General features: G+C 57.3%; 28 protein-coding genes. 3 read left to right on the top strand and 25 right to left on the bottom strand.

Translation table 11 applies throughout. The features are described from left to right. Positions 1-2 precede the first annotated feature (2 nt). The 3 genes from H8790_RS10480 to H8790_RS10470 are packed head-to-tail and all read right to left on the bottom strand — an operon-like array spanning position 3 to position 1,605. Positions 3-323 (bottom strand): plasmid mobilization protein, encoded by a 321-nt coding sequence (locus H8790_RS10480; RefSeq protein WP_004010381.1) that lies wholly within the window; start codon positions 321-323, stop codon positions 3-5. 3 nt (positions 324-326) lie between these two features. Continuing rightward, positions 327-1,403: a site-specific integrase gene (locus H8790_RS10475; protein WP_004010380.1), complete on the bottom strand. Its 1,077-nt coding sequence runs from the start codon at positions 1,401-1,403 to the stop codon at positions 327-329. 13 nt (positions 1,404-1,416) lie between these two features. Further along, positions 1,417-1,605, bottom strand: coding sequence for a helix-turn-helix domain-containing protein (locus H8790_RS10470; RefSeq protein ID WP_004010379.1), 189 nt, complete (start codon positions 1,603-1,605; stop codon positions 1,417-1,419). Between the two features lie 166 nt (positions 1,606-1,771). Between H8790_RS10470 and H8790_RS10465 the strand changes: the two genes are divergently transcribed. Continuing rightward, entirely contained in the window at positions 1,772-2,329 is a 558-nt protein-coding gene (locus tag H8790_RS10465) for a helix-turn-helix domain-containing protein (RefSeq protein WP_004010378.1), read from the top strand. Between the two features lie 489 nt (positions 2,330-2,818). On the opposite strand, the gene H8790_RS10460 is transcribed toward H8790_RS10465, so the two are convergent. The 6 genes from H8790_RS10460 to H8790_RS10435 all read right to left on the bottom strand — a co-directional run bounded on the left by H8790_RS10460 (position 2,819) and on the right by H8790_RS10435 (position 8,032). Beyond that, positions 2,819-3,499 (bottom strand): lipoprotein, encoded by a 681-nt coding sequence (locus H8790_RS10460; protein WP_187332456.1) that lies wholly within the window; start codon positions 3,497-3,499, stop codon positions 2,819-2,821. Between the two features lie 164 nt (positions 3,500-3,663). Continuing rightward, a complete protein-coding gene (locus tag H8790_RS10455) occupies positions 3,664-4,827 on the bottom strand; it encodes a plasmid recombination protein (RefSeq protein ID WP_138308537.1) in 1,164 nt (387 codons plus the stop codon). Positions 4,828-5,283: 456 nt separating this feature from the next. Further along, positions 5,284-6,438, bottom strand: a complete 1,155-nt coding sequence (locus tag H8790_RS10450; protein WP_138308539.1) for a helicase RepA family protein — start codon at positions 6,436-6,438, stop codon at positions 5,284-5,286. A gap of 7 nt (positions 6,439-6,445) precedes the next feature. Continuing rightward, the gene (locus H8790_RS10445) at positions 6,446-6,766 is read right to left on the bottom strand and encodes a plasmid mobilization protein (protein WP_138308523.1); all 321 of its coding nucleotides are present in this window, start codon (positions 6,764-6,766) and stop codon (positions 6,446-6,448) included. Continuing rightward, positions 6,766-7,842, bottom strand: a complete 1,077-nt coding sequence (locus tag H8790_RS10440) for a site-specific integrase (RefSeq protein ID WP_138308524.1) — start codon at positions 7,840-7,842, stop codon at positions 6,766-6,768. The genes H8790_RS10445 and H8790_RS10440 overlap by 1 nt, the downstream gene beginning before the upstream one ends. After that, on the bottom strand, positions 7,829-8,032 hold the full coding sequence (locus H8790_RS10435; protein ID WP_006571498.1) for a helix-turn-helix transcriptional regulator: 204 nt from the start codon (positions 8,030-8,032) through the stop codon (positions 7,829-7,831). The genes H8790_RS10440 and H8790_RS10435 overlap by 14 nt, the downstream gene beginning before the upstream one ends. 191 nt (positions 8,033-8,223) lie before the next feature. Here H8790_RS10435 and H8790_RS10430 point away from each other — a divergent pair, with 191 nt between their 5' ends. Then, entirely contained in the window at positions 8,224-8,754 is a 531-nt protein-coding gene (locus H8790_RS10430; RefSeq protein ID WP_071428866.1) for a helix-turn-helix domain-containing protein, read from the top strand. 213 nt (positions 8,755-8,967) lie between these two features. On the opposite strand, the gene guaA is transcribed toward H8790_RS10430, so the two are convergent. The 11 genes from guaA to H8790_RS10375 all read right to left on the bottom strand — a co-directional run bounded on the left by guaA (position 8,968) and on the right by H8790_RS10375 (position 20,271). Continuing rightward, a complete protein-coding gene (gene guaA / locus H8790_RS10425; protein ID WP_187332455.1) occupies positions 8,968-10,257 on the bottom strand; it encodes a glutamine-hydrolyzing GMP synthase in 1,290 nt (429 codons plus the stop codon). A gap of 274 nt (positions 10,258-10,531) precedes the next feature. Further along, positions 10,532-11,158: a V-type ATP synthase subunit D gene (locus tag H8790_RS10420; protein WP_187332454.1), complete on the bottom strand. Its 627-nt coding sequence runs from the start codon at positions 11,156-11,158 to the stop codon at positions 10,532-10,534. Then, positions 11,155-12,570 (bottom strand): V-type ATP synthase subunit B, encoded by a 1,416-nt coding sequence (locus tag H8790_RS10415; protein WP_187332453.1) that lies wholly within the window; start codon positions 12,568-12,570, stop codon positions 11,155-11,157. Before H8790_RS10415 ends, H8790_RS10420 begins: the two co-directional genes overlap by 4 nt. A 15-nt stretch (positions 12,571-12,585) precedes the next feature. Continuing rightward, positions 12,586-14,346, bottom strand: a complete 1,761-nt coding sequence (locus H8790_RS10410) for a V-type ATP synthase subunit A (RefSeq protein WP_187332452.1) — start codon at positions 14,344-14,346, stop codon at positions 12,586-12,588. Further along, positions 14,343-14,972, bottom strand: coding sequence for a V-type ATP synthase subunit E (locus H8790_RS10405; RefSeq protein WP_187332451.1), 630 nt, complete (start codon positions 14,970-14,972; stop codon positions 14,343-14,345). The genes H8790_RS10410 and H8790_RS10405 overlap by 4 nt, the downstream gene beginning before the upstream one ends. A gap of 12 nt (positions 14,973-14,984) precedes the next feature. Next, positions 14,985-15,290: a V-type ATP synthase subunit F gene (locus H8790_RS10400; protein WP_187332450.1), complete on the bottom strand. Its 306-nt coding sequence runs from the start codon at positions 15,288-15,290 to the stop codon at positions 14,985-14,987. Between the two features lie 11 nt (positions 15,291-15,301). Beyond that, the gene (locus tag H8790_RS10395) at positions 15,302-15,754 is read right to left on the bottom strand and encodes an ATP synthase subunit C (RefSeq protein ID WP_187332449.1); all 453 of its coding nucleotides are present in this window, start codon (positions 15,752-15,754) and stop codon (positions 15,302-15,304) included. A 35-nt stretch (positions 15,755-15,789) separates the two neighbouring features. Then, the gene (locus H8790_RS10390; protein WP_187332448.1) at positions 15,790-17,730 is read right to left on the bottom strand and encodes a V-type ATP synthase subunit I; all 1,941 of its coding nucleotides are present in this window, start codon (positions 17,728-17,730) and stop codon (positions 15,790-15,792) included. Between the two features lie 27 nt (positions 17,731-17,757). After that, complete coding sequence (locus H8790_RS10385; RefSeq protein ID WP_187332447.1) at positions 17,758-18,804, bottom strand: V-type ATPase subunit; 1,047 nt, start codon at positions 18,802-18,804, stop codon at positions 17,758-17,760. Positions 18,805-18,817: 13 nt separating this feature from the next. Then, positions 18,818-19,129, bottom strand: coding sequence for a hypothetical protein (locus H8790_RS10380; protein WP_187332446.1), 312 nt, complete (start codon positions 19,127-19,129; stop codon positions 18,818-18,820). A gap of 446 nt (positions 19,130-19,575) precedes the next feature. Next, positions 19,576-20,271 (bottom strand): ATP-binding protein, encoded by a 696-nt coding sequence (locus H8790_RS10375; RefSeq protein ID WP_187332445.1) that lies wholly within the window; start codon positions 20,269-20,271, stop codon positions 19,576-19,578. A gap of 103 nt (positions 20,272-20,374) precedes the next feature. On the opposite strand from H8790_RS10375, the gene H8790_RS10370 reads away from it, so the two are divergent. Next, positions 20,375-21,040 (top strand): Crp/Fnr family transcriptional regulator, encoded by a 666-nt coding sequence (locus H8790_RS10370; protein WP_243208490.1) that lies wholly within the window; start codon positions 20,375-20,377, stop codon positions 21,038-21,040. A 112-nt stretch (positions 21,041-21,152) separates the two neighbouring features. Here H8790_RS10370 and mutM read toward each other — a convergent pair whose 3' ends face one another. The 5 genes from mutM to H8790_RS10345 are packed head-to-tail and all read right to left on the bottom strand — an operon-like array spanning position 21,153 to position 24,670. Next, positions 21,153-22,034 carry a bifunctional DNA-formamidopyrimidine glycosylase/DNA-(apurinic or apyrimidinic site) lyase gene (gene mutM / locus H8790_RS10365; protein WP_187332443.1) on the bottom strand — a complete coding sequence of 294 codons (882 nt, stop codon included), beginning with the start codon at positions 22,032-22,034 and terminating at the stop codon, positions 21,153-21,155. Then, positions 22,027-22,917 (bottom strand): radical SAM mobile pair protein B, encoded by an 891-nt coding sequence (locus tag H8790_RS10360; protein ID WP_187332442.1) that lies wholly within the window; start codon positions 22,915-22,917, stop codon positions 22,027-22,029. Before H8790_RS10360 ends, mutM begins: the two co-directional genes overlap by 8 nt. Before the next feature lie 23 nt (positions 22,918-22,940). Then, positions 22,941-23,540 carry a nitroreductase family protein gene (locus H8790_RS10355; protein WP_187332441.1) on the bottom strand — a complete coding sequence of 200 codons (600 nt, stop codon included), beginning with the start codon at positions 23,538-23,540 and terminating at the stop codon, positions 22,941-22,943. Between the two features lie 12 nt (positions 23,541-23,552). After that, the gene (locus H8790_RS10350) at positions 23,553-24,188 is read right to left on the bottom strand and encodes a nitroreductase family protein (protein WP_187332440.1); all 636 of its coding nucleotides are present in this window, start codon (positions 24,186-24,188) and stop codon (positions 23,553-23,555) included. Between the two features lie 29 nt (positions 24,189-24,217). Continuing rightward, a complete protein-coding gene (locus tag H8790_RS10345; protein ID WP_187332439.1) occupies positions 24,218-24,670 on the bottom strand; it encodes a MarR family winged helix-turn-helix transcriptional regulator in 453 nt (150 codons plus the stop codon). Between the last annotated feature and the right edge of the window lie 192 nt (positions 24,671-24,862).

Genomic DNA, 24,862 nt, shown 5'->3' with positions numbered 1-24,862 from the left:
TATCAATCCTCCCTCATGCCGTCCATGATGGCGGCGATCAGCCGGATGGTGTCCAGCAACTCCCCATCCACGCCATTCCCGGCCTCGATACGCTCCAGTTCTTCCAGAACGGCGGCCAGCTCGTTCCGCAGGGCCTTATACACCCTGGGGTTGCCCTGTACCACCACATCCCGGCACAGCAGCCGTCGGGTGATGTAGTCCTGTTTGGTAAGGCCGGAGAGCCGCACAGCGGTTTCAATTTCCCTGTCCTCATCCGGGGACACCCGGAAAGCCACAGTTTTGTTTCTCCAGCGGTTGTGTCGGTCAAGATTTTTCACTGACATGATTTAGGCCCCCTTTCGCTCCATGTCCAGTTTGTCCGCCATCTCCGCCTGCCGGGTGGGGAACAGGTGGGCGTAGCGGTAGGTAATATCAATGCTTTCATGTCCCACCCGGTCAGCGATTGCCAGGGCCGTAAAGCCCATGTCAATGAGCAGCGAAATGTGGGAGTGCCTCAGGTCGTGTATTCTGATCCGCTTTACCCCGGCCTCTTTCGCACCCCTGTCCATCTCCCGGTGGAGGTAGGATTTTGTCACCGTGAAAATGCGGTCGGTGGGCTTCACCCCATACAGGCTCTTGATATAGTCTCGCATTTCTTCACAGAGGAAAGCGGGCATTTGAATGACCCGGTTGCTCTTAGGGGTCTTGGGGTCGGTAATCACATCCTTGCCCTTAATCCGCTGGTAGGACTTGGAGATGGTGACGGTCTGTTTCTCAAAGTCGAAGTCGCCAGGAGTGAGGGCCAGCAGCTCCCCCTCCCGGACGCCGCACCAGTAGAGCATTTCAAAGGCGTAATAGGAAAGGGGCTTGTCCATCATGGCCTCGGCGAATTTCAGATACTCCGCCTTTGTCCAGAACAGCATTTCCCGTCCCTTTGGCTTTCCCATATTGCCCGCCTGGGCAGCGGGATTGACCTTTAGATTGTAGTGCCGTACCGCATGGTTGAACACGGCGCTCAACTGATTGTGCAGCGTTTTTAAGTACACCGGAGAGTAGGGCTTGCCGTTCTTGTCCCGGTAACCCAGCATTTCATTCTGCCAGGCGATGACCTCCTTGGAGTGAATGTCGCACATCTTCCGCTTGCCGAAGTACGGCACCAACTTCTTGTAGAGGATATGCTCTTTCGTCCCCCAGGTGTTTTCCTTGATACGGCCTTTCATGTCCGCCACATAGACAGCCACGAAGTTTTCAAAGGTCATTTCCAGGTCGGCGGTCTGTTGTTGCAGGAATGTCCGCTCCCACTCCAGAGCCTCCCGCTTGGTGGGAAAGCCCCGTTTCATTTTCTTTACTTTCTTGCCCGTCCAGTCCTCGTAGTAAAAGGACGCATACCATGTGCCCTTTGCCTTGTCTTTGTATGCCGGCATTGTGGTTCCCTCCTTATTGTCTGTCCCGCAGCCCATAGAATTTTTCCTCGAAGTAGCGCCTGCTTACCCGTCCGGGAATGGTGAGAAAGCCTTTTTTCTTCAGCTCCTCGTTCATCTCCCGCACCAGCTTGTAGGCGTAGGGCTTGGAAATGCCCAGCTCCCTGGCGACCTCCTCTGCTCTCACAAACAGCTCCTTTTCCATGGTCAGCACCTCCTTATTTTAGTTTCGCAAATATGTTAATGTCACCATCTTCATTATACATTAACATAAGTGTTAATGTCAAGAATTTATTTCGCATTTTTGTTAAAGATTATCTTGCATCTTTCGCTTTTTTGCGCTATACTATTGGCAAAGGCGGTGGGATATTATGACAGTCGGAGACAAGATAAAGAAAATCCGCACCTTTCGAGGCATGACACAAAAGGAATTGGGGCTTGCTATCGGCTTTGAGGAAAAGGGAGCGGACAACCGGATCGCCCAGTATGAGACGAATTACCGTGTTCCGAAACGGGAACTGCTGGACAAGATGGCCGAGGCGCTGCGGGTAGACCGCCAGAACTTCTACACCATCGCCCCCGGCTCTGCCGAGGACTTCATGCGGACATTCTTCTGGCTGGACGAGGACAGCCCTGGCGCTATCCGCCTGTTCCAACTTGTCCGCAATCCGGGCAGAGCAGGGGCCGCTGATGATACCGCTGTACGGTACAATGATAGCGATGACTGGCCCGCACACCCTCCCGTGGGTATGTACTTCCAGTATGGCCTTGTGGACGAGTTCATGCGGGAATGGCTTTTTCGTCAGCAGGAGTTACACGCCGGGGAGATCACCAGGGAAGAGTATTTTGAATGGAAACTCAACTGGCCCCATACCTGCGACGATGGCCTGGAAAGCGAATATTATATCCCTTGGCGGAAAAATAAATAAGACAAGCAAAAAAACCGCCCTGCTGAATTTGTCGTTCAGCAGGGCGGTTTTGCTTGTCCTTTTGGGATTTTTCTCTTGAGAATACCGGGCGGACACAAATAGTATCAATCCAGTATCAAGAGCAGTATGGACGGGCAAAAAAGCCTGTATTCATGCGGGTTTTCGCCGTTTCGAGCGTCATTCCCACTCGTTGCTGGGTATCATATTCTAACGGATTTTGCTTTAGAAATATGATGCCCTGTTCTTTTGATTATTTGATATATCCATATTATCCAGCCTATACGATGGGCTGTTATCAAATTGTTATCAGCAGTGATAACGGGAGGGAGTTGCTGACTATTTGTTCTGCTGGTTTGCGACTGTAACTATATCACAAAAGGCGGGGAAATGCAACCACATTCCCCCGCCTTTTTCAAATCGTTCATTGGCAGAAAAGTCCTCGACAAATCGAAAATTACTAACCGTACAAATTAGGGCGTTTCTAATAGCTTATCCGTCTGTGTTCCCCCGTATTTGGGGTAATGTACGGAATGTATAACTGGCACCCCCAACATCTCCCCAGTTCGCAGAAACTTCATAAACATAATCTCCATCACCCAAAGGAAACAGAGAAAAAGTATCTCCCTCAAGCTCGGTATTGACCATTTCAAAATCAGTGGAGTAGGTTTGTGCATCACCAATGCGCGAGGCAGGCCATCGCATAACAGAAACCGTCTCTGGCAAAATTTCTCCAAAATCAAGATAGAATACAGGAGCTATTGAGCCGACATTTTCACCAGCTTCTGGAGCCGGTAAAGTTCCAGCAGGAAAAGCGGTATATAATATGGGATATTCTTGCTGATCCAACGGGTGAGCACCACAAGCAATAAATTCACTAACTGTACCGTCAGGCAGTGTATGGCTCCATTGGTAATTGCCACAAGAAGCAATCACACTATCTACATACATCAAGGTGGAAACGGTCAGTGATGGAGGCTCTGTTAAACTTTCATAATCCAACGGCGCAGTGAAATCCGCTTCGCACTCTCCCTGGGTAGCCGATTCTTGCGGATTGTCTATTGAAATAGTTGTTCCTGTCGGAATTGAAGCTGTTTTTTCATTTGTCTCTACACTCGCACATCCCGTTAGAACAAAAACGAAAGTAGCTATAACCAATACAATTCTTTTCACAATGATACCTCCTTTCGGCCTTATTCATATAGACGACAGATTTTCTAAAAAGTTCCGTGGTCTTTTGGGAAAATTCTAATCTATTGCTCTCATCATAACATAAAAAAGCACCCGCTGACAAGTATAAATCAGGGGTGCACTCCTTGGAGTGCACCCCTGGTGTGTTACCTCGCCCCTCGGCTAAACTTCCGCTTTGCTTTCTTCTGCTCTTTCTCTGCCGCCTCCCGGCGCTTTGCGTCCTCCACGGCCCGCTCTACTTCCTCCGGGCCGAACACCCGCTTGACCCGCTCAAAGTCGGCAACCGTCCCCCGCAGGGCCTTGTTCTCCAATTTCACCTCCTGCAAGCGGTCAGACAACCGCTCGTTGCCCTCCCTGGCCCGTCCATAGTCACCCTGCAACCGCTCATACTTCCCTTTCAACTCGACATAGGCCCGATACAAGGAGCGCAGCACCTTGACGATCTTGGCAAGCAGGGGTTTGGCCTTTTTCTCCCGGTAGGACTTGGCGCTCTCCAGCGGCCCAGGCTCCGGCAATATTCGATCCGGGTCATCGGAGAACTGCGCCGCCAACTGCTCCATGTTCCTCACAGCCGGGGCCAGCTCCTTTAGACGCCGCTCCTGCTGTTCCACCTGTCCCTGCTTCTTGGCCTTAACTGCGTCCAGCTCGGCAATCTCTTTCGCCCTCTGCTCCTTTTTGAAGTCCAGCACAGACAGGTGCTTGTCATGGGTGCCCTTGTCCTCCCACTCTATCCCGTGGCGCTCCATCACGGCGGCAAGCTGTTCCTTTTCAGAGCGTACCCACTGGCTCCACTCCGTATCGCCTCTGGTGCCGCCCTTAAAGCCCTGGGCCGCTAACGCCTGTTTCAGCGATACCCTCGTGTCCAGGCCCCGCTTGCTCCCGGTGGTGAACGGTACGAAGTCGATGTGCAGATGGGGCGTGGCCTCGTCCATGTGGAGGTGGGCGGAGAACACCCGGAGCCGGGGATTGCGCTCCTGGAAGCCTCTCATGTACTCGTCCAGCACCGCCGCCGCAAGCTGGCCGTCCTCGCCCTCGGCGCTCATATCGTCCTTGTTGCCCACTTGCAGGATGATTTCATGGAACGGCTTTTCCTGCTTGCTGGAACGTATCTTTTCATAGTAGTCCTCGATTTTGCGGTCTGCCCTGGTCTGCTTGTCGTTGTACCGCTTGAGGGCCTCGTCGAAAAGCTCATGGAAAACTGTCTTGATATTTTCGTGGCAGTAGGTTATATTTAAGTGGGAGCGTTCTGGGTCGGTGTTCTTGGCGTTGAACGCCCTGCTGTTGTGGTTCACCGAACCCTGTCCCACCATTGCGCTAATCGTCCTTTTCAAATCAACACTCCTTTCGCCGCGCCAGCGGCGGCCTTTGTTACTTTCTGCGAAAGTAACGCAAAAGCACTTTTGACGGCCTTGCGGCCATCAAAAGCGCATTTGCGCCCTACGGGGTGGAGTGGGGGCGTTGCCCCCGCCGTCTGCGGACGGCTCCCCCAGCAGGGCCGCCCTTTGAAAAGGGCACCCTGCACCCCGCCTAAACTTTGACACTCGCCGTTGGGCAGGGGGGAAAGGCACAGCCTTTCCCCCCACCCGGCCAGTGTCCTCCGTGGGCCAAAAGTCAAGGGGTTCGGGTTGTATTGCCTTACGGCAATCTCCACCCCCAGGTATGGCCCCTTGACTTTTGGCCCCGCTCCCCGTGACGGCCGTGACGACCGTGACGATGTTTTACACACCGCCCCGCTCTCAAAAAAGCCGTCACAGCCGTCACGGTCGTCACGCCTGGGGCGGTTCCAGGGTGAGGGTGATACTTCTCCCGGCGTGGCTTCTGCTGTTCTCATAGCGGATATGGTAATCCGCCGCCAGCCTCCCGGCCCGGACGTTCAGCCGCATAGCCAGGGCGTTGGGCTTCATGTCGGTCTGGAGCGCCGCCGCCAGCTCCGTGGCCGTACCGCCCCAGGCGGGCCTGTCCGCCGTCACAAGGGCGGCAACGGCCTCTAATACCGGGTCGGGCGGTTCCACCCACGGCTCCGTTTCCAGCCGTTCCAGCTCCCACACAAGGCGCTCCCTGTCCTTGGTGAGATACATCCGCTGGTCTTGCTGGTCACGCCCGGCCACGTCCAGAATGGCGCTGCCGTCCGTCCGTTTCTCCTTTTGAAGAAGAAAGGCCCCGTCCGCCGCACCCAACAGGCCGTTGGTGCCGGAAATCATATCAAACTTGTCGTCTGCCTGTTGCTTTCGGGTGTGGTGTACCAGCAGGAGACAGATACCGCAATCATCGGCAAGGCGTTTCAGTGTGCCCACCACCTCGTAGTCGTTGGCATAGCTGTACTTGTCTCCGCCAGCCTCCCGGACTTTTTGGAGGGTGTCAATGATAATCAGCTTGGTATCGGGGTGTTCCCGGACGAACATTTTGAGCTGTCCCTCCAGGCCAACGCCGAGCTGTTTAGCGTGGATTGCAAAGAGCAGGTCGTTGGTGCCGTCCATGCCGAACATCCGATACAGCCGCCCCTGCAATCGGCGATGGTCGTCCTCCAACGCCAGATAGAGGACGGTGCCCTTGTGGACGGGGTAGCCCCACAGGGGGAGGCCCATGCTCACATGATAGGCAAGCTGGGCCATCAGGAACGACTTGCCCACCTTGGGCGCTCCCGCAAAGAGGTACGTCCCAGGGTAGAGCAGACCGTCAATGATTGGCGGTCTGCCCTGGTAGACATTCTGGTAAAGCTCACTCATGGAAATGGTGGGGAGATAGGCCGGGTCGGTCATGCGGCGCATTTCCAGAAGCCTTTCCTCCAAACTTTTCTCCTGGGGGTTGTTTTCGGTAGCCGCTTCTGATATACTCATGGCAGTTGCTTGTGAAATGGGCTGTTCCCCGTCTGCGCCAACAGACGGAACCGGGACAGTCCTTTTCGTTTCTCTGGAATCCATCAATCTATCAATCCTCCTTCATTCCATCCAGCGTCATGGTGATAAGGCGGATGGTGGCGAGCAGTTCATCATCCACCCCGCCCCCGGCCTCCATGCGCCGCAGCTCCCCCAGGACGGCGGCGAGCTGGTCACGCAGGGCCTTGTAGACCCTGGGATTGCCCTGCACCACAATGTCCCGGTTGAGCAGCCGCCGGGTGATGTAGTCCTGCTTGGTCAGCCCGGACAGGCGGACGGCAATCTCAAGCTGTTCGTCCTCCTCCGGGGACACCCGGAATGCCACGGTCTTGTTCCGCCAGCGGTTGTGATTGTCCAAATTTTTAGCCGACATTATGCTCCCGTCCTTTCAAAGTCCAGCTTGTCCGCCATTTCCGTCTGCTTGGACGGAAACAGGTGGGCATAGCGGTATGTGATCTCAATACTCTCATGGCCTACCCGGTCAGCAATCGCCACAGCAGAGAAGCCCATATCAATCAGAAGCGAAATGTGCGAATGTCTGAGGTCATGGATTCTGATACGCTTCACACCAGCCTCTTTCGCCCCTCTGTCCATCTCATGGTGGAGATAGCTTTTTGTAACGGTGAAAATGCGGTCTTTCTTCTTGACCCCGTAGAGCATTCCCAGGTAGTCCCGCATTTCGTCACAGAGGAAATTGGGCATTTTAATGGTACGATTGCTTTTCTTGGTTTTCGGAGTGGTAATCACATCCTCGCCGTGGAGCCGCTGGTAGGACTTGTTGATCTTCACCGTCCCGGCCTCAAAGTCGAAGTCCGCCGGGGTGAGGGCCAGCAGCTCCCCCTCCCGAATACCGCACCAGTAGAGCATTTCAAAGGCGTAGTAGGAGAGGGGCTTGTCCATCATGGCCTCCGCAAACCGCTGATACTCCGCCTTTGTCCAGAACAGCATTTCCTTTCGCTCCTCCGTCCCCATGTTCCCAGCTTTGGCGGCGGGGTTGGAACGAAGCTCATAGAAGCGGACAGCGTGGTTGAAAATGGCGCTGAGCTGGTTGTGCAGGGTCTTGAGGTAGGTCTGGGAGTAGGGCTTGCGCTGTTCGTCCCGATAGGCCAGCAGCTCATTCTGCCATGCGATCACGTCCTTGGTGGTGATCTCGCTGATCTTCCGCTTGCCGAAGTAGGGCAGAATCTTCTTCTGGATGATGTTCTCCTTTGTCAGCCAGGTGTTTTCTTTCAGCCGGGGCCGCACGTCCTTGGTGTAAAGCTCGACAAAGGCTTCAAAGGTCATATCCATGTCGGCGGCGGTCTGCATTTGAAAGCTGCGCTCCCAGTCCTGGGCCTCCCGCTTGGTGGGAAAGCCCCGCTTGCACTTCTGCTTACGCTCCCCCGTCCAGTCCCGATACCACGCCATGACGTACCATGTGCCCCGCTTTTCGTCCTTAAATACCGGCATTTTCGTTCACTTCCTTTCTGGCTCCGTAAAGCCGTTCGTTGAAATACTGGCGGTTGACCCGCCCTGCAATGGTGATGAAGCCCTTTCCTTTCAGTTCCTCGTTGAGCTGGCGAATGAGCTTGTAGGCGTAGGGCCTCGACACGCCCAGCTCGTCCGCTACCTCGTCCACCCGGATAAACTTGTTCTCCATGCTGGTTCCTCCTTTCTTGAATGATAACGCTATTTGTTTAATGCTGGCTCTATTATACTAACTATATTCCGTTATGTCAAGGCTTTCCAAGAAGAAAATATAAACAAATTTATTTATATTTTGCTTGACAGTTCTAAACATATCTGTTATACTCCAAGTGTCCCCCATTACATAGATTGGAGTTGGCAGTTATGGCGATTGGTGAACGTATTCGCTTCTTCCGCAATAAGAAAGGTGTTACGCAAAAGTATCTCGGTCAGGTGGTGGGGTTCCCGGAACGCTCTGCCGATGTGCGTATGGCGCAGTATGAAACCGGGAGCCGCACCCCCAAGGCCGACCTGACCAGAACGCTGGCGGGCTTCTTTGAAGTGTCCACCGATGCCTTGACCGTCCCTGACATAGACAGCGACATTGGCCTCATGCACACCCTCTTTGCCCTGGAGGACATTCGGGGACTTACCATCGGAGAGATTGACGGCGAAATCTGTTTGAAGCTGGACAAGTCCAAAGGCAAGACCTATGTTGATATGCTTGAAATGCTGTCCGCCTGGGCGGAGCAGGCCAAGAAGCTGGAGGCCGGGGAGATCACCAGAGAGGACTACGACCGCTGGCGCTACAACTACCCCAAGTACGACACCACCCGGAAATGGGTCAAAGTCCCCTCCAAGGAATTGAGCGACTTCCTTGTGGAAGCGTTCAAGGACAGGCTGGGAAAGGATTGACAGACAGCAAAAGCCCTTACCGATGTTGCCATCGGTAAGGGCTTTGTAATATGGTTTCTGTCACCCACAAGCCGCAAAGGAACACTTTTCACCTGCAATCCACCGGGGATACAGAATGATACGGCCTATGGGGAGCGTTATCAAATCGTTATCAAAAGAGAGGCACAAAACCGTCTATCCGTTGTGCCGCAACGGGTTCAAAGTTTCAAAAACTCATTCCCACTCGATGGTGCCGGAGGGCTTCGGCGTCAGATCGTAAAGGCAGCGGTTGACTCCCGCCACCTCGCTGGTGATGCGCCGGGTAATCCTCTGGAGAAGGGAGAAGGGCACGTCCTCCACCGTGGCGGTCATGGCGTCCACAGTATTCACGGCCCGCAGGATCACCGGCCAGTCAAAGGTCCGCACGCCGTCCCGCACACCCACGGACTTAAAGTCGGGGACAACGGTGAAGTACTGCCACACTTTGCCCTCCAGGCCGGCATTGGCAAATTCCTCCCGTAAGATGGCGTCGGACTCCCGCACCGCCTCCAGGCGGTCCCGGGTGATGGCGCCCAGGCAGCGCACGCCCAGGCCGGGGCCGGGGAAGGGCTGGCGGTAGACCATGGAATCCGGCAGGCCCAGGGCCTTGCCGCAGGCACGGACCTCATCCTTAAAGAGCATCTTCAAAGGCTCCACCAGGGCGAAATCCAGGTCCTCCGGCAGGCCGCCCACGTTGTGGTGGGACTTGACTGCCTTGACGGTTTTGGTGCCGCTTTCAATGATGTCGGGATAGATGGTCCCCTGGCCTAAGAAGCGGATGCCGTCCAACTTCCGGGCCTCTTCCTCAAAGACGCGGATGAACTCAGCGCCGATGATCTTCCGCTTGCGCTCCGGATCGTCCACGCCGGCCAGCTTGTCCAAAAAGCGGTCCACGGCGTCCACATAGACCAGGTTGGCATCCATCTGGTGGCGGAAGACCTCGATCACCTGCTCGGGTTCACCCTTACGGAGCAGGCCGTGGTTCACGTGGACGCAGGTGAGCTGTTTGCCGATTGCCTTGATGAGCAGCGCGGCTACCACCGAGGAGTCCACGCCGCCGCTGAGGGCCAGCAGCACTTTTTGATCGCCCACCTGGCGGCGGATCAGTTCCACCTGGTCGGCAATGAAGTTGTCCATGGTCCAGTTGGCCTCGGCGCCGCAGGTGTGGAAGACAAAGTCGGAGAGGGCCTTTTTCCGATCCGTCTCGTCGGCGGGCCAGGGCGCCTCCCCCTTGTGGTCGGCGCAGAGAACCGGCAGGCCGCAGTGCAGAAGGTCCGCCGAGACGTCGATGGTGACGCCGTCCACCACCCGGTTGGGGCCGCCGTTGAGGATCAGGCCCTTTACGTTGGGGAGGGCCTTGAGCTCCTCCATGGTGAGATCGTGGGGATGAATCTCGCTGTAAACGCCAAGAGAACGAATTTCACGGGCAAGGCGGGGATTTTCCTCGCTGCCCAGGTCCAAAATGACAATCATGTCCTGCTTCATTGCAGTCCTCCTTAGTATCTTTATAGGGATATCCTACCATAGATGTACTGCTTTTCGCAAGAGAGTTCCTTCCCTTTCGCATTTGATGGGAAGCATACTGCCAATCCATATGGCAATCCACGAATTTGAATACCTGTCTCCTGATTCGCTACTTGCCTTGGTTATACTGTATTCAAGTTCGGCAAAGAGGGTACCTGCAAGACTGACAGAACGGTTAGCGGTGGTCCAAAAGAGGAAACGGCAGCCTCCGTTTTCCGGAGGCTGCCGTTTTTCATTAATCTGAGCACTGGGCCTGCTTTTGGCGTTTGATCACCTTCAGGCGTGAGAACTCCTCCCGCTCCTTTTCCTCCAGGGCGTCGGTGATGAATTTGACCGTGGACTCCAGAGTGGGGATGCTCACGTTTTTCAGCGCATTGGCCCTGCGCTGGGTCTTGACAATGGCCTGGGCCAGGCGAAAGGCGCTGTTCTCCACCTCCGCCAGCAGCGCGGTCATCCGCTTGGCCTCGCAGAAACAGCAATAGGCGTTGTCCAGCAGGGAGTTGCTCTGGTGAAGGCCGTAGGAGAGGGTGCGCTGAGGCTCCTCATATTCCACAATGGGGATATCCACGCCCATCACGCTGCGAAAGCGGATGCGCTGGATGCCGTGATCCACCGGAGCAGCCTGGGCCAGATCATCCACCGAGCCCAGGGTTTGGTTGGCCTTGGCCAGGGCGTCATAGGCCTGTTGGTAGGTGGAGCCGATCTCCCGGCGCAGCTGCTTGGATTGGTCCAGCAGCGACATCATCTCCCGGATCAGCACGTTTCGCTTCCGGTCTAAAAGGTCAAAGCCCATGGAGGAAAGGGCCAGTGACTTTTTCGCGGCCATCAGATTGCCCTTGGTGGCGAAAATCTGCTGGCTCACAGCTCCTCACCCCTTTGCTCCAGGAGGGATTGGGCCTCGCCGGGGTGGTAGTGGGCCTCCAGCATCTCGTTGTCCACCCGGTCCAGCTCGCTCTTTGGAAGGAGGGACAAAAGGGTCCACCCCAAATCCAGCGTTTCGTCCATGGTGCGGCTTTCGTCAAAGCGCTGGGTGATGAAATAGCGCTCAAAGGCCGTGCCGAACTTCAGGTACTGCTGATCCACCAAAGAGAGGTCCTCCGCGCCGATCACCGAGGCAAGGGACCGGGTGTCCTGGACGTGGGCGTAAGCGGCAAACAGCTGGTTGGAGACGGCGGCGTGGTCGGCCCGGGTATAGCCCTCGCCGATGCCGTCCTTCATGAGGCGGGACAGGGAGGGGAGCACCGCCACAGGGGGATAGACACCGGTGGCGTCCAAAGAGCGGTCCAGCACGATCTGGCCCTCGGTGATATAGCCGGTCAGGTCGGGAACCGGATGGGTGATGTCGTCATTGGGCATGGTGAGGATGGGAATCTGGGTGACAGAGCCGGCGGCGCCCTTGATGATGCCGGCCCGCTCATAGAGGGAGGCCAGGTCGGAATACAGGTAGCCGGGGTAGCCCTTTCGTCCGGGGATCTCACCCTTGGAGGAGGAAAACTCCCGCAGTGCCTCGCAGTAGGCGGTGACATCGGTCATGATGACCAGGATGTGCATGCCCAGCTCGAAGGCCAGGTACTCCGCGGCGGTGAGGGCGCAGCGGGGCGTCAGGATCCGCTCGATGATGGGGTCGTTGGAGAGGTTCAAAAACATGGTGGTCCGGTCCATCACCCCTGCCTCTTCAAAGGAGCGGCGGAAGTAGTCGGCCACGTCGTTTTTCACGCCGATGGCGGCAAAGACAATCCCAAAGCGGGCGCCGTCAGCCTTGGCCAGGCGCGCCTGGCGCACGATCTGGACGGCCAGCTTGTTATGCTGCATGCCGGGGCCGGAGAAAATGGGCAGCTTCTGTCCGCGGATCAGGGTCATCAGGCAGTCGATGGAGGAAATGCCGGTGTGGATATAGTCCTGGGGATAGACCCGGGCCACAGGATTCAGGGGCAGGCCGTTGATATCGGCCTTCTTTTCGGAAAAAAGGGGGCCAAGGCCGTCGATGGGGCGGCCGGCACCGTCAAAAATACGGCCGGGCAGCTCCGGGGACAGCGCAAGCTCCATGGGATGGCCCATCATGGACACACGGGTGCCGCTCAGGCCCAGGTCATTGGTGCCTTCAAACACCTGGATGATGCAGCGCTCTCCCTCGATCTGCACCACCCGCCCGGATCGGACGGCGCCGCTGCTCAGCCGCAGGCGGACCATCTCGTCAAAGCCCGCGCCGGTGACGCCGTCCAGCGCCACCAGGGGGCCGTTGATCTCGCTCAGGCCGGTCAATTCAATGCTCATTTGCTCTTCCTCCCGTCACAGCGCCGACAGGACCTGGTCGATGTCCTGATCGTAGCTGTCGAACTGCTCCGGATGGTCGTTGGGCACCTCGTATTTCATCTTGGAAAGGCGGCTGAAGATGCCGGACTCCAGCACCTCGGAGAGTGCCACGGCGTGGGGCTCGGCTCCCCGTCCGGAGATGGCGTCCAGGGCGCCGTGGTAGAGGTGCAGTATGACCTCCATCATCCGCAGCTGTTTGCTCAGCGGCACATAGGTGTCCTCCTTATGATAGGCGTTTTGCTGCAGGAAGCCGGTGCGGATCAGCTTGGCGATCTCGATGATCAGCTTCTGGTCGTCGGGCAGGACGTCAGAGCCAATCAACCGGACAATTTCCATCAGCTTGTTCTCCTCGTGCAAAAGGCCCATCAGCTCCTGGCGGCGGGCCATGAACTGGCGGCCCGCGTGCTGGGCATACCACTGGGAGAGGTCCTCCACATATTCGCTGTAGCTCTCGTTCCAGTTGATGGCCGGGTAATGGCGGTTGTAGGCCAGGGATTTGTCCAGGGCCCAGAAGCAGCGCACAAAGCGCTTGGTGTTCTGGGTCACCGGCTCTGAGAAGTCCGCGCCCTGGGGCGAGACGGCGCCGATAATGGACACGGAGGCCTCCTGGCCGCCAAGGGTCCTGACCAGCCCGGCCCGCTCATAGAATTGGGAGATGCGGCTGGGAAGATAGGCGGGGAAGCCCTCCTCGGCGGGCATCTCCTCCAGCCGGCCGGAAATCTCCCGCAGCGCCTCGGCCCAGCGGGAGGTGGAGTCGGCCATGATGGCCACGTGGTAGCCCATGTCCCGGTAGTACTCCGCCAGGGTGATGCCCGTGTAGATGGAGGCCTCCCGGGCCGCCACAGGCATGTTGGAGGTATTGGCGATCAGAACCGTGCGTGCGGTCAGGGGCTGGCCGGATTTGGGGTCGATGAGCTCCCTGAACTCCTCCAACACCTGGGTCATCTCGTTGCCCCGCTCGCCGCAGCCCACATAGACGATGATATCCGCGTCGCACCACTTGGCCAGCTGATGCTGGGTCATGGTCTTCCCGGTGCCGAAGCCCCCCGGGATGGCCGCGGTACCGCCCTTGGCGATGGGGAAGAGGGTGTCGATGACGCGCTGCCCGGTGATGAGGGGCACAGAGATGGGCAGCCGCTCCGCCGCCGGCCGGGGTGTGCGGATGGGCCACTTTTGGCAGAGGCTCAGCTCCCGTTCCCGGCCTGATTCCTCCTTAAGGCGCACCACCACGTCGCTGACGCGGCAGAGGCCGTCCTGGGCCGCGAAGGTCACCGTGCCGGAAAGGCCGGGGGGCACGAGGCAGCGGTGTTCAATGAGCGGTGTCTCCGGCAGCGTGGCATAGACCTGGCCCGGGGTAAGGCGATCACCTTCCCGGACCTTCACGCTCACCTGCCACATCTTCTGCTCATCCAGGGCGCTCAGGCTGGAGCCCACGTCGATCATGGCGCCGGAGGTGCGCATCAGCTCCATCAGGGGCCGCTCGATCCCATCGTAGATGTTGGAGAGGATTCCCGGGCCCAGAGTGGCGCAAAGAGGCGCGCCGGTGGACTCCACGGGTTCACCCGGGGTCAGGCCGGTGGTGGATTCGTATACCTGGATGGTGGTCTTCTCCCGGGTGATGCCGATGACCTCGCCGATGAGGCGACGGCGGCCCACATAGACCATTTCCAGCATTTTCAGGGAGGTAGCGCCACGGACGGTGACAACGGGGCCATTGATGGAATAGACTTCATTCACAGCTGCTCACCTCCCGGGCCAAGGAAAAGTTCCGAAGTTTCATAGAACCACTGGCGCTGGGCCTCCAGGGCCGCGTCCAACGTTTCATCGGCGGCTCTGCCGCTCTCGGGCAGGGAGACAAGCAGCCCCCCCAGCGCGATGGCCTCCGCCGCCTCCACGCGGCAGGGGGCGCCGCAGGCTTGGATCAGGTCTTTTTCGTACCGGAGGTCCTCCGGGCGTACCTGGAGCACAACTTCCTCACCGCCGCGCCGGAGGCCGGAGGCCTTGCCGGCCTTTTTGCGGAGATAGTCCGGGTAGTCGGGGCCGGAGACAAAGTCGCCCAGCCGCGCCCTGGCCTGGGCAAAGAGGTCGTCGGTGAGCTGGGAGCGGCGCTCATAGAGCTGGCGGCGCAGTTCGCTCCGCCGGGCCGAGACCCGCTGGCCCGCTTCGTGCTCAATCCGGAGCCGCTCCTCATCTAACATGTGGTGGGAGTTCCCGCGGGCGTCGTCCTTGCACTTGCCCAGCTCATTGGCGCGAAAGGACTCCAGCTCCGCGTCGATTTTGGCAATCTGTACGTCAGCCTGACGCATGATGCTCTGGCGGAACTGCTCACGCTTTTTTTGAATATCCCGCTGAGACGCTTTCATGTTAACCCCTCCCTACAGCTTGATCCCCAGAGACTCACCGATGTACCGCTCCAATGCGGCGCCCACATCCTCCCCGTGGCGATCGGGAATTTCCACGATCAGGGGGCGTTTGTAGTTCCGCTTGCGCTCGTTGATCAGCGCGGAGCAGAGCGAGACCAGCTTGGCAGTCACCAGCACGATGCCGATGTCCGGGTCCTGTACGGCCTGGCTGAGCGCCTGCTCCACCTCGTCCGCCTGATGGACCACGACGCCTTCAATCCCGGCCAGGCGCATGCCCATCTGGGTATCCATGTTGTCGCTGATTAAAAAGAATTTCATTGCGGAGCCTCTTACAGGCGGTTGATGATCAAAATGGAGATGAGCAGGCCATAGATGGCGATGCCCTCGCCCAACACCACAAAAATGATGGCCTTGCCGAAGGATTTCGCGTTTTCACTGACCGCGCCGATGGCAGCGGGGGCTGCGGCGGCCACGGCGATGCCCGCGCCAAGGGCCGAGAGGCCGGTGGAGAGGGCGGCGGCAAGGAAGCCCAGGCCCTGGGCGGTGGTGCCGGCAATGGAGAGGCTCGCCAAATCCGCTGCGCCCGCTGCCGGCTCGGCGGCAAAGCCGGTCATGGGCAGCACGACGCCTAAGAGGCACACGAAGGCAAAGGTGCCTAAGTTCATGATGATCCTGCGCCGGGCGGACTTTGCACTCAGGCGGCCCCGTGCAAGGGGCACCAGCGGCGCGCACAGCAGGACGATCACAAGGGAACAGATCAAAACAGCCAACCAAATATTCATGTTCAATTCCTCCAAATCTCTTGGGCAGACGCCCGTTATGGCCGCTGCGGCTCAGCAGCGATGGATACAAAGGGGATTCCCTGCCCCTCAAAATAGTGGCTGAACATCTCGTAGAACTCCAGGCGCAGAACCTGGATGCCCACGATAAAGCCCTCCAGGGCCATGACAAAGAGATTCCCGCCGATGAAGGTCAGGATGCTTCCCGAGCCCTGCATCATCTCGGTCAGCGTCAGCACCACCGCCATCATGCCGGCGTGGCTGATGACAAAGCCGCCCACACGCAGAAAGGACATGGTGTTGGTGACGAAGCTCAAAAGCACCTCCAGCAGCTCGAAGAACCCCTCCACCAGGAAGCCCCCGGGGCTTACGCCGGGCGGCAGGGGGCGGCTGCCGTCAATCAGGCGGGCCAGCGGCTCCTTGAGAAAGATCACCAGGATGGGCAGGATGCAAAGGCTGAGGAGGATGGGGTTTCCAAAAAGGCTGTGGCCCATGACCATGGAGACCACACCGGTGAGCACGGCACCATAGAAGATAAGTCCCGCGAGGCCGTTTTGGGAGAAAAGGGCCCGCTCCACGTCGTGGGCGCGAAGGCCCAGGGCGATGTTCATGCAGATGGAGACCACGATCAGCACCACGCCCAGGCCGATGGCAAAAAAGAGCAGGTTGTTCATAGTCACAGGGTTCATGATCTCAATGGGCTTTTCCGCAAAGCCCAGGGCGTGATACAAGGGGTCCAGGGCGTTTTCCAACCCAAACACCGAACCATAGAGAAGGCCGAACAGAGCGGAGGAGAGGCCGATGCGGCAGAGAATCCGGCCGAATTCCATCCGCTTCCACCTGGCAAGAAGAAGTCCCAACAAAGCAATGCAGAGCCCCTGCCCAAGGTCGCCGAACATGATGCCGAACAGCAGCGTATAGCTGAGGGCCAGAAAGGCGGTGGGATCCAGCTCTTCATAGGAGGGGATGCCGTACATCTCTACGAAGAGCTCAAAAGGGCGGCAGAACCAGTTGTTTTTCAAAAGAGTGGGCGTTTGAAAGCGCCTGTCGCTGTCGTGGGGCCTGAAGTCCACGGTCAGGTTTTCAAGGCCCGCGAACCGCTCGGCGAATGAGTTCTCATCCGCGGTGGGGATAAACCCGGTGATGTGGAACATGTCATGATAGGCACCCACATACTTGCGGTATTCAAAGGTGCGGTTCAGGGCGGAGAGGCGGGTATAGGCGGCAAGGATGAAGTCACTGTTTTGCCGCATGATCTCGGTAAGCCGCCTGTTGACCGTTTCCAAGTCCCGGTTGGTCTGCTCCAGGCTGTGTTCCAGGCTCTCCCTGGCGGCCTCCGGCGTCCCGTGGATGGTCTTGGGCACCCAGATCCGCTCGAAATAGAGGGAGGCGAAGAGGTCGTCAACCTCTGCAATCACCTCCTCGGTGGTGAAATAGAAGCCGTAGCAGTACTCGTCGTCCTCGGTCAGCGAGACATAGACAAAGAGCTGATCGGTATAATAATCGAGCTTCCGGTAGCTGTCTGTGGGCAGCCTGCCGAAACGGACCTTCACGTACTCGCAGGAGAAAATGTCGTCCACATCCGCGTCCAGGGTCTGAAGCCGCTCCAATAGCGCGAGGGCCTCCTTGTTTTCCTCGGCGAAGCCGGTGAGCTTTTTCCGGTAGTCGGAGAGCTTGTCAAATTGAACCTTCAGCGCGGCCAGGGAGGTTTTCATCTCCTCCGGGGACGGCGGCGCCTGGGCGGAATCCGGGGCGGGCCTCAACTCAAACCCGGTGAGTTGGGCCAGCTCGGTCAGCTGCTGCAGCAGGGGTTTGTAGGGGTTTTCCTGTGAAATGGGGGAAAAGCCCTTGACCTTGCCGGAGAGCTGGAAGGGCTGCTCCGGGTGGAAGCGGGGCACCTCGGTAAGACGCAGCAATGCCTCGTCCAGCACCTGGAGCTTGCCGGTCAGCTGTACCAGTGTCATTTTTGCAATGGACAAAATTACACCGCCTTTCCAATCTGGAAATTATAATATGAGCATGGAGGCGATTTCCTCCGGAGGCGTCCCATAACGAACCGCCTCGATGATGGTTACGATGTTTTCCAGCTCCAATTGGGTCAGCACCATAAAGGCCATGAAGGCCGTGGGCGCGTCGGAGGCAAAATGCATGAAACGCCTGGCCAGGTGATATTCCACCCGGTCGGCCCGGTAGTCGATGTCCACCAGGTCATCGGAGCCAAAGTATTTGGAATAACGGGATCCGCTCAGTGCCGTGCGGAACTCCCCGGCTGTGGGCGCACTGAGAAACTGCTCCAGTTCCGCGGCACTGATCCGCCGCCAGGAGGGGAGCAGAAGCCGGCGAATCCGGTCCGGCTCCGCATCGGGAAAAAAGGTTTTCATCCGGTAGATGGTGCGGATGTTGATGAGCTCCACGTGGGTCTCAATCAGTTCTTGGAGCTGAGAACGGACCCGTCCCCGGAAAAGCTGGTCCACGGTCTGCTCCAGACGGCGGTAGTAATCGGCATACAAGGCGGTTTCACAGCCGGTATAGTCGATGGACTGGCCTGCCTCCTCCGGCTGAAAAGGTTCCAGGGCCTTTGCATAGGGAGTGCGCTCCAATACCTGCAGGAGCTGGGGAAACTCCCGGACTTGAGCCAGAGCCTCAAAGGAAAAGCTTGCGCCATGCTCCAGGAAAACGGGGTACTGTTTGGCAAAGCGCTCCGGATAACCGGCATTCAGCAGACGGATCAGCTCCAGTATCTGCTCGATTTCCCCCGTGCGCATCAAGCAGCGGTAAAAGCTGTCCGATGCGGAGAAGTCGTAGCGCATCAATCCGGCGTACTGGGCGTGGCGGCTTTTCCGTAGCATCCGCTCCAACTGGGCCCGGTAGATGGCGTCGGGACGGACGGAGGCAAGGGCCTGCTGATAGGCGGGCTCCTCCTTAAGATAGGAGGCAATGGCTGAGACACTGGTGCAGTGCATCAACTCCTGGTATTGCTGAGCCGTCAGATGCTGGCCATACATGGCCTTGCACTTGGCCATGATGGCCTTGCTCGAAAAGGAGGTCAGCATTTTGGCGCCCCCTTCACCGCTGGATGCAGCGCGCTACAATCTCGTCGACCCACTGCTGCCGCCGGCGGTCAAACCGACTCTCCAGGTCCTGAAGGGATGCCTGATGCGCTTTCTCCAGTTGCTGCACCTTTTGATCCGCCTCTTCGCCCGCAGACTTCTCCAGCGCCAACGCCTTTTGTTCGGCCCGCTTGCGATAACAGGCGCTGAGCGCTTCTTTCTCCTGGACGATCTTAGCCCGTTCCGCCTCGCTCCGCTGTTGGGCAGAGCGTACCGCCTCTCGGGCCTGGCGGTCGATTGCAACCAACTCCTGAATGACTTTATCCAAAAGAGCACCTCCCTTAGTTGCAAGAAACCATTTAAAATGTGCCTATCACATTACACCCATTTTACGCAAGATGCAAGCCATCTGTCATTGTGGGTTTGGAATGATGACCCAGACGTTTTGGATGGAATTGTATGGGTACATATTCTGTGAAGAATCGAAGAAATGATGCCAGGACAAGCTGGTTTGGATGCAAGAAAATCGGGACGGACCGCCAAACGCTTCTGTGTCAGGGGCCAGGGCGCGGGCTGGCTTGGAGCGGACCCTGAACGGCTTGGGCTGTAAAGAGGGTGTCGGCGCGGGGAAGACAGGGAAAAGGCTGCTGAAAAGATTAACGGGTTCTTTACAGAGGGACCGCGCAAAACGAAGCGGGCCTGCGCGGATAGCGCAGGCCCGTGTGCAGCGTATGACTTGGCGAACCGCCGGTAAAACAAAATCAGGAAAAAGGGTCAATCCAAAATCCTGCCGTCGGTGGAGATGGTCACCACCTGCCAGGGAATGAATTTCCCGCTTTGCTGCAGGGCGCTTTTCGCGGCCTGCTCGATCCCACCGCAGCAGGGGACCTCCATGCGGACAATGGTGAGGCTCTCAATGTTGTTTTCCCGAAGAATGGCGGCCAGCTTTTCCGAGTAGTCCACCGCGTCCAGTTTGGGGCAGCCAACAAGGGTGATGTGGCCCCGGATGAACCGCTCGTGAAATCCGGCGTAGGCGTAGGCGGTGCAGTCCGCCGCGATCAGCAGCTTGGCACCGTCGAAATAGGGGGCGTTGACAGGGACCAGCTTGATCTGTACTGGCCACTGGGAAAGCTGGCTCTGGGGCTGGACGTTGCTTGCGGGAGGCAGCTGGGCGCCCTGGGCGTGGCGGATGGTTTTCATCCGCGTTCCGGGGCAGCCGCAGGGGGCGCCCAGCCCAGCCTGGCGGGCTTTGACGGCCGCCTCGTCATAGGGGGCCGCCTCCCGCTCGATGATTTGAATTGCGTCCGTGGGGCAGGCCGGGAGACAGTCACCCAGCCCGTCGCAGTAGTCGTCGCGAATCAGGCGGGCCTTTCCGCCCACCATGGCAATGGCGCCTTCATGGCAGGCCGCCGCGCATGCGCCGCAGCCGTTGCATTTTGCTTCATCAATCTGGACAATTTTTCGTTTCATGAGTCAATCCTCCGAATGATATCAAATTCGACCAATTGGTCTTGCGTTTTCGGATTCAGTATAGTACGATGCAGAAAACATATCGGTTGAAATTTCAACAGAGGTGACTTTTTTGACACAATACTTGTCCGTAATCCAAAGCGCGCCCATTTTTTCCGGAATCAAAGGGGATGATCTTGAGACCATGCTCCGGTGCCTGGAGGCACGAATTGAGCACTACCCCAAAGAGACATACCTCCTCCGCGCCGGAGAGGAGGTGGACTCTTTTAAACTGATGCTCTCCGGCGGTGCGCTGATTGTGCAGGAGGACTACTGGGGGAACCGGAACATTGTGTCCCACATTGACCCGGGGCAGCTGTTTGCGGAATCCTTCGCCTGCTCTCCCGGGTCCGCGCTGAGTGTCAGCGTGGTGGCGGAGCGGCCCTGCGCCATTTTGCATTTGAATGTCCGGCGGATTCTGACTGCCTGTCCGAACGCCTGCGGCGGCCACAGCCAGCTGATTCAAAACCTGATTGCCGACCTGGCTGGGAAAAATCTCCGCTTCAGCGAAAAAATCACCCACATGGGGCAGCGTACCACCCGGGAGAAGATATTATCCTACCTCTCCGCGGAGGCCCGGCGGCAGGGGGCCTCCGCCTTTGATATCCCGTTTTCCCGCCAGCAGCTGGCGGACTATCTGTCGGTGGAGCGCAGCGGCCTTTCCGCCGAACTGAGCAAAATGCGCCGTGAGGGTATCTTGACGTTTCACAAAAACCACTTTTCGCTGTAGGGTATCGCTTTCTGCGCCAATCCAGCTCTCTTTTCGCAAATGCAGAAGGGCGCGCGGCGGCGGGGATTATTCCCCGCCGCCGCGCGTGTTCGGATTATTTATTTAGTGTATGCTATGCCTGATTGTCTCCTTGACTTTTGACCTGCAGAGAACCTGCCCCGGCCGGGAAAGCCTTTTGACAATTTGGGCAATATGTGCTGCTTCTGCCGCCGATTACCTTGCGGCAAAGGGCCTCTCCACAGGCCGGACAGGGCTGCCCGGCGCGGCCATAAACCCGTAGATGCTCCGCGTTTCGATATTCTTTGCCTTTCCCCCGCAGGTACTCCTCCGGGGTCATTTGGTCGGCGTCGATTCCCCATAAGATGACTTCCGGAATGGCACTCGCCAACCGCTCCCAGTCAGCATCACTGAGGGCGTCGCACTTTGCTCCCGGATAAATGCCTGCAACAAACAGTATTTCATCGGAATAGATGTTGCCGATCCCGGCCACCACCGTCTGGTCATGAAGCATTTCTTTGATGGTTTTCTTTCGCCTGCCCAGCTTTGATTTCAAATAATCTGCGGCCAGAATGGGATCTGTTGGCTCCGGCCCCAGCGCATCCTGGCCCGTGAGGGTGTCCGTTTCGCCCTTTTGGAAATACCAAAAACGGCCAAACCGCCGCACGTCGATGTAGCGGAGCTGATTGCTGTCCGAGAGGGACAGGATCAGGTGGGTGTGCTTTTCCAGCGGCTCCCCCTTGGGCATGACCAGAAGCTGTCCTGTCATCCGCAGGTGCAGGGAGAGCCTGTCTCCGCTCTCAAAATGGAGGGTGAGAAACTTTCCCCGGCGACTGATCTTTTGAATCGTCTGCCCTTGCAGGAGCGCCATAAACAACTCCGCCTTCGGATGGGCGATAATCTGTTCGTTGTAAACTTCCACAGTTCCAACCGTTCTGCCCGCAAGCTGAGGCTCCAGGATGCGCCTGACGGTTTCCACCTCCGGCAGTTCAGGCATTTTTGGCCGCCTCCTTCTTCGCCGACTTTTTGATCTCCTCGTGGAAAAAGAAGTTGACCACGATAGGCGGGGCCTCAAAGGGACGGTGCATTGAGTCGTCGTCCCGGACATAGGTGAGGCCCTCCAACCCGGTGAACTCCCGTATTTCTTCGTCCAGGGTGGCCCAATAGGTGCGGTCATTCCGCTGGTAGATGGCCTGATACAGCGGCAGCAGGTCAGGGCGCTTTTTCTTAATGTATTCCAGGATAGCCGCTTTGTAGCTTCCCCGGAGGTTCAGATTTTCCAGCCATACAAGATTGCACTGTGCCTTGGCCCTGCGGATGATGGCGGGCACGTCGGTGATGCCGGGGAAGATGGGAGAAAGGAAGCAGGTCGTCCGCACTCCGGCGTCGTGAAAGGCTTTCATGGCGGCAAGACGGCGCTCGATGCTCACCGCCTCGTCCATCTCCCTGCGAAAGTCCTCGTCCAAGGTGTTGATCGACCAGGACACGCGGGCGTTTGGAAAGGCCTTGATTAGATCAAGGTCGCGCAAAACGAGGTCGGATTTGGTGGCAATGCTGATTTTGCACCCGCTCCCCCGCATTTGTTCCAACAGCGCCCTGGTGCGGCCATAGGTTTCCTCCAACGGCTGATAGGGGTCGGTCACGGAGCCGATAAACAGTTCCTTTCCCGCGTACCGTTCCGGGTGCCGGATGGCGGGCCAATATTTCACGTCCACAAACTCGCCCCACGGCTCGGTGTGGCCTGTAAACCGCTTCATAAAGATGGCGTAGCAGTATTTGCAGGCGTGGGCGCACCCTCCATAGGGGTTTACCGAATAGTCGCTGACAGGTAAGTTTGATTTGGTGAGGACACTTTTCGTTTCGATTCCTTGGACTATCATAGGGCCGCCTCCGCGTTTCTATTTTACCACTTGTTCCAGTGAACTTTGTTCTCCACCGTGGCCTTGACCTGAGAGGGAACCAACGCATCCTTGCTGGAATAGCCCAGCAGGATCAGCGTCGGGAGAACATACCCATCCGGGATCTTCATAAACGCCTTGATCTGCTCCGGCTCTTTCTTCACCGGGATATGGACCACAGAGCCCAGCCCCTCGGCGGTGGCGGCCAGCAGAATGTTCTCCACCAGCGCCCAGGCCGCTCCATAGTCCATCAGGCCGTAGTCGTTGGTGGTGCTTTTCAGGTCGTACTTGCACTTGAAATAGGGCAGGATCACGCAGGCGGCCTCCTCCACCATCGTCCGCTGGCGGGGGTAGGCGATCTTGAACATCTCCTGCTGGGGCGTTTTTGGCTCGGTGATGCGGCAGGGATAGGGCTTGATGAGCTTGGCCAGCTCCTGGATGACGGCCTTGTCCGTGAGCGTCACCAGCTCCCATTGCCGCTGATGGTTGGACGAGGGGGCCTTCAGGCCGGCGGTTAAAATCCGCTCCAGCATATCCGGGGGTATGGCCTTGTCCTCAAACTGACGTATACTCCTTCTCTTTTCGATCACTTCGTAAAATTCCATATCCATTCTCCTTTACAGGTTCATTGTCTCTTGGATGTACCAGCCGCCCTTGTGTATATGACTGCTGGGATCGGTGCTGTACTGCTCCAGCACACGCTCGTCCTCTTTGGGATAGCCCACACCGATGAAACAAGGGGTCATCCATCCATCGGGGACACCCAGCTTTTCCAGCACCACATCATGCTCCCGGTTCAGAGGGATGCGGAGGGAATACCCCAAGCCCTCGTTGATGGCTGCCAGCATGATATTTTCCGCCACGCACCATGCGGTGGTGAGCGGGTTGAGCTTGCTCACCCACTCGGCGTTGAGCCGTTTGCATTGAAACAGCGGGACGATCACATAGGGGCAATCGGTTAGCATGGTATATTGCCGCGGCATGGCGTAAAGATACATCTCCTGAGATAAATTGAGCGTTCGGCCCTCGTATCGGGTAGGATCAAATTTCCGTACGACTGATTTTGCGTAGCGGAACGCATGTTCCTTTTCCTCTTTGGTATGGAGGACGATAAACTGCCAGCTTCGGCAGTGATCCCAAGAGGGCGCTTTCATGCCGGCTCCAATGATTCGTTTGATCGCTTCAAAGTCTACCTCTCTGTCTGTCCATTCCCGACTGGTTTTTCTTCTGTTGATGACTTCATCAAATTCCATTTCGCGCTCTCTCCTTCGCCTGGCTGCGATCACTCCTGTATGGCTTCAAACTTCTCTTTCATATAGTTTGAAAAAAGCGTGGTCAGACGCACCAACTCGGCAATATCCTCCCCGGATAAATCGCTCATGGCGTCTATTTCCGCATGAGCGGCGGGTGGTATAATCCCTTTCGTGTACTCAATCCCCGCTTTTGTAAAGCGGACAATTTTATTCCTGCGATCCGTCTCCGATTCGGTCAGTGATACATAGCCCTGTTTCAAAAACTTTTTAATAATTGCGCTGACGGTCTGCTTTGTCGCGGACAGCCGTTCGCAAATATCAGATTGCAGGCAGCCGTCCGGCGCAAACCAGATGATGTCCAGGACGAACAGCTCTTTTGCGGTCAAGCCGCGCTTCCTCGCATACAATTCATAGGCGGCATATTGGATATCTCGCAATGCGCAATATTGATTGACGTACTCCCTCACTTCTTCCCAATCCACAGAAGCACCTCCGTAAAATATTTGATTGTCTAATATTAGACTTTATTGTATCAAATGGGTATTGCCCTGTCAAGTATCTATAACTGATGTTTGGGTGCCTTTCTCCCTCTCTATTCCGTGGCGGAAAAATAAATAGACAAGCAGAAAACCACCCTGCTGAACGAAAAATTCAGCAGGGCGGCTCTGCTTGTC

This window comes from Oscillibacter hominis, assembly GCF_014334055.1.
Taxonomy (GTDB): Bacteria; Bacillota; Clostridia; order Oscillospirales; family Oscillospiraceae; genus Oscillibacter; species Oscillibacter hominis.
The sequence above is the reverse complement of the archived record's forward strand: the minus strand, read 5'-3'. Positions and strand labels throughout refer to the sequence as shown.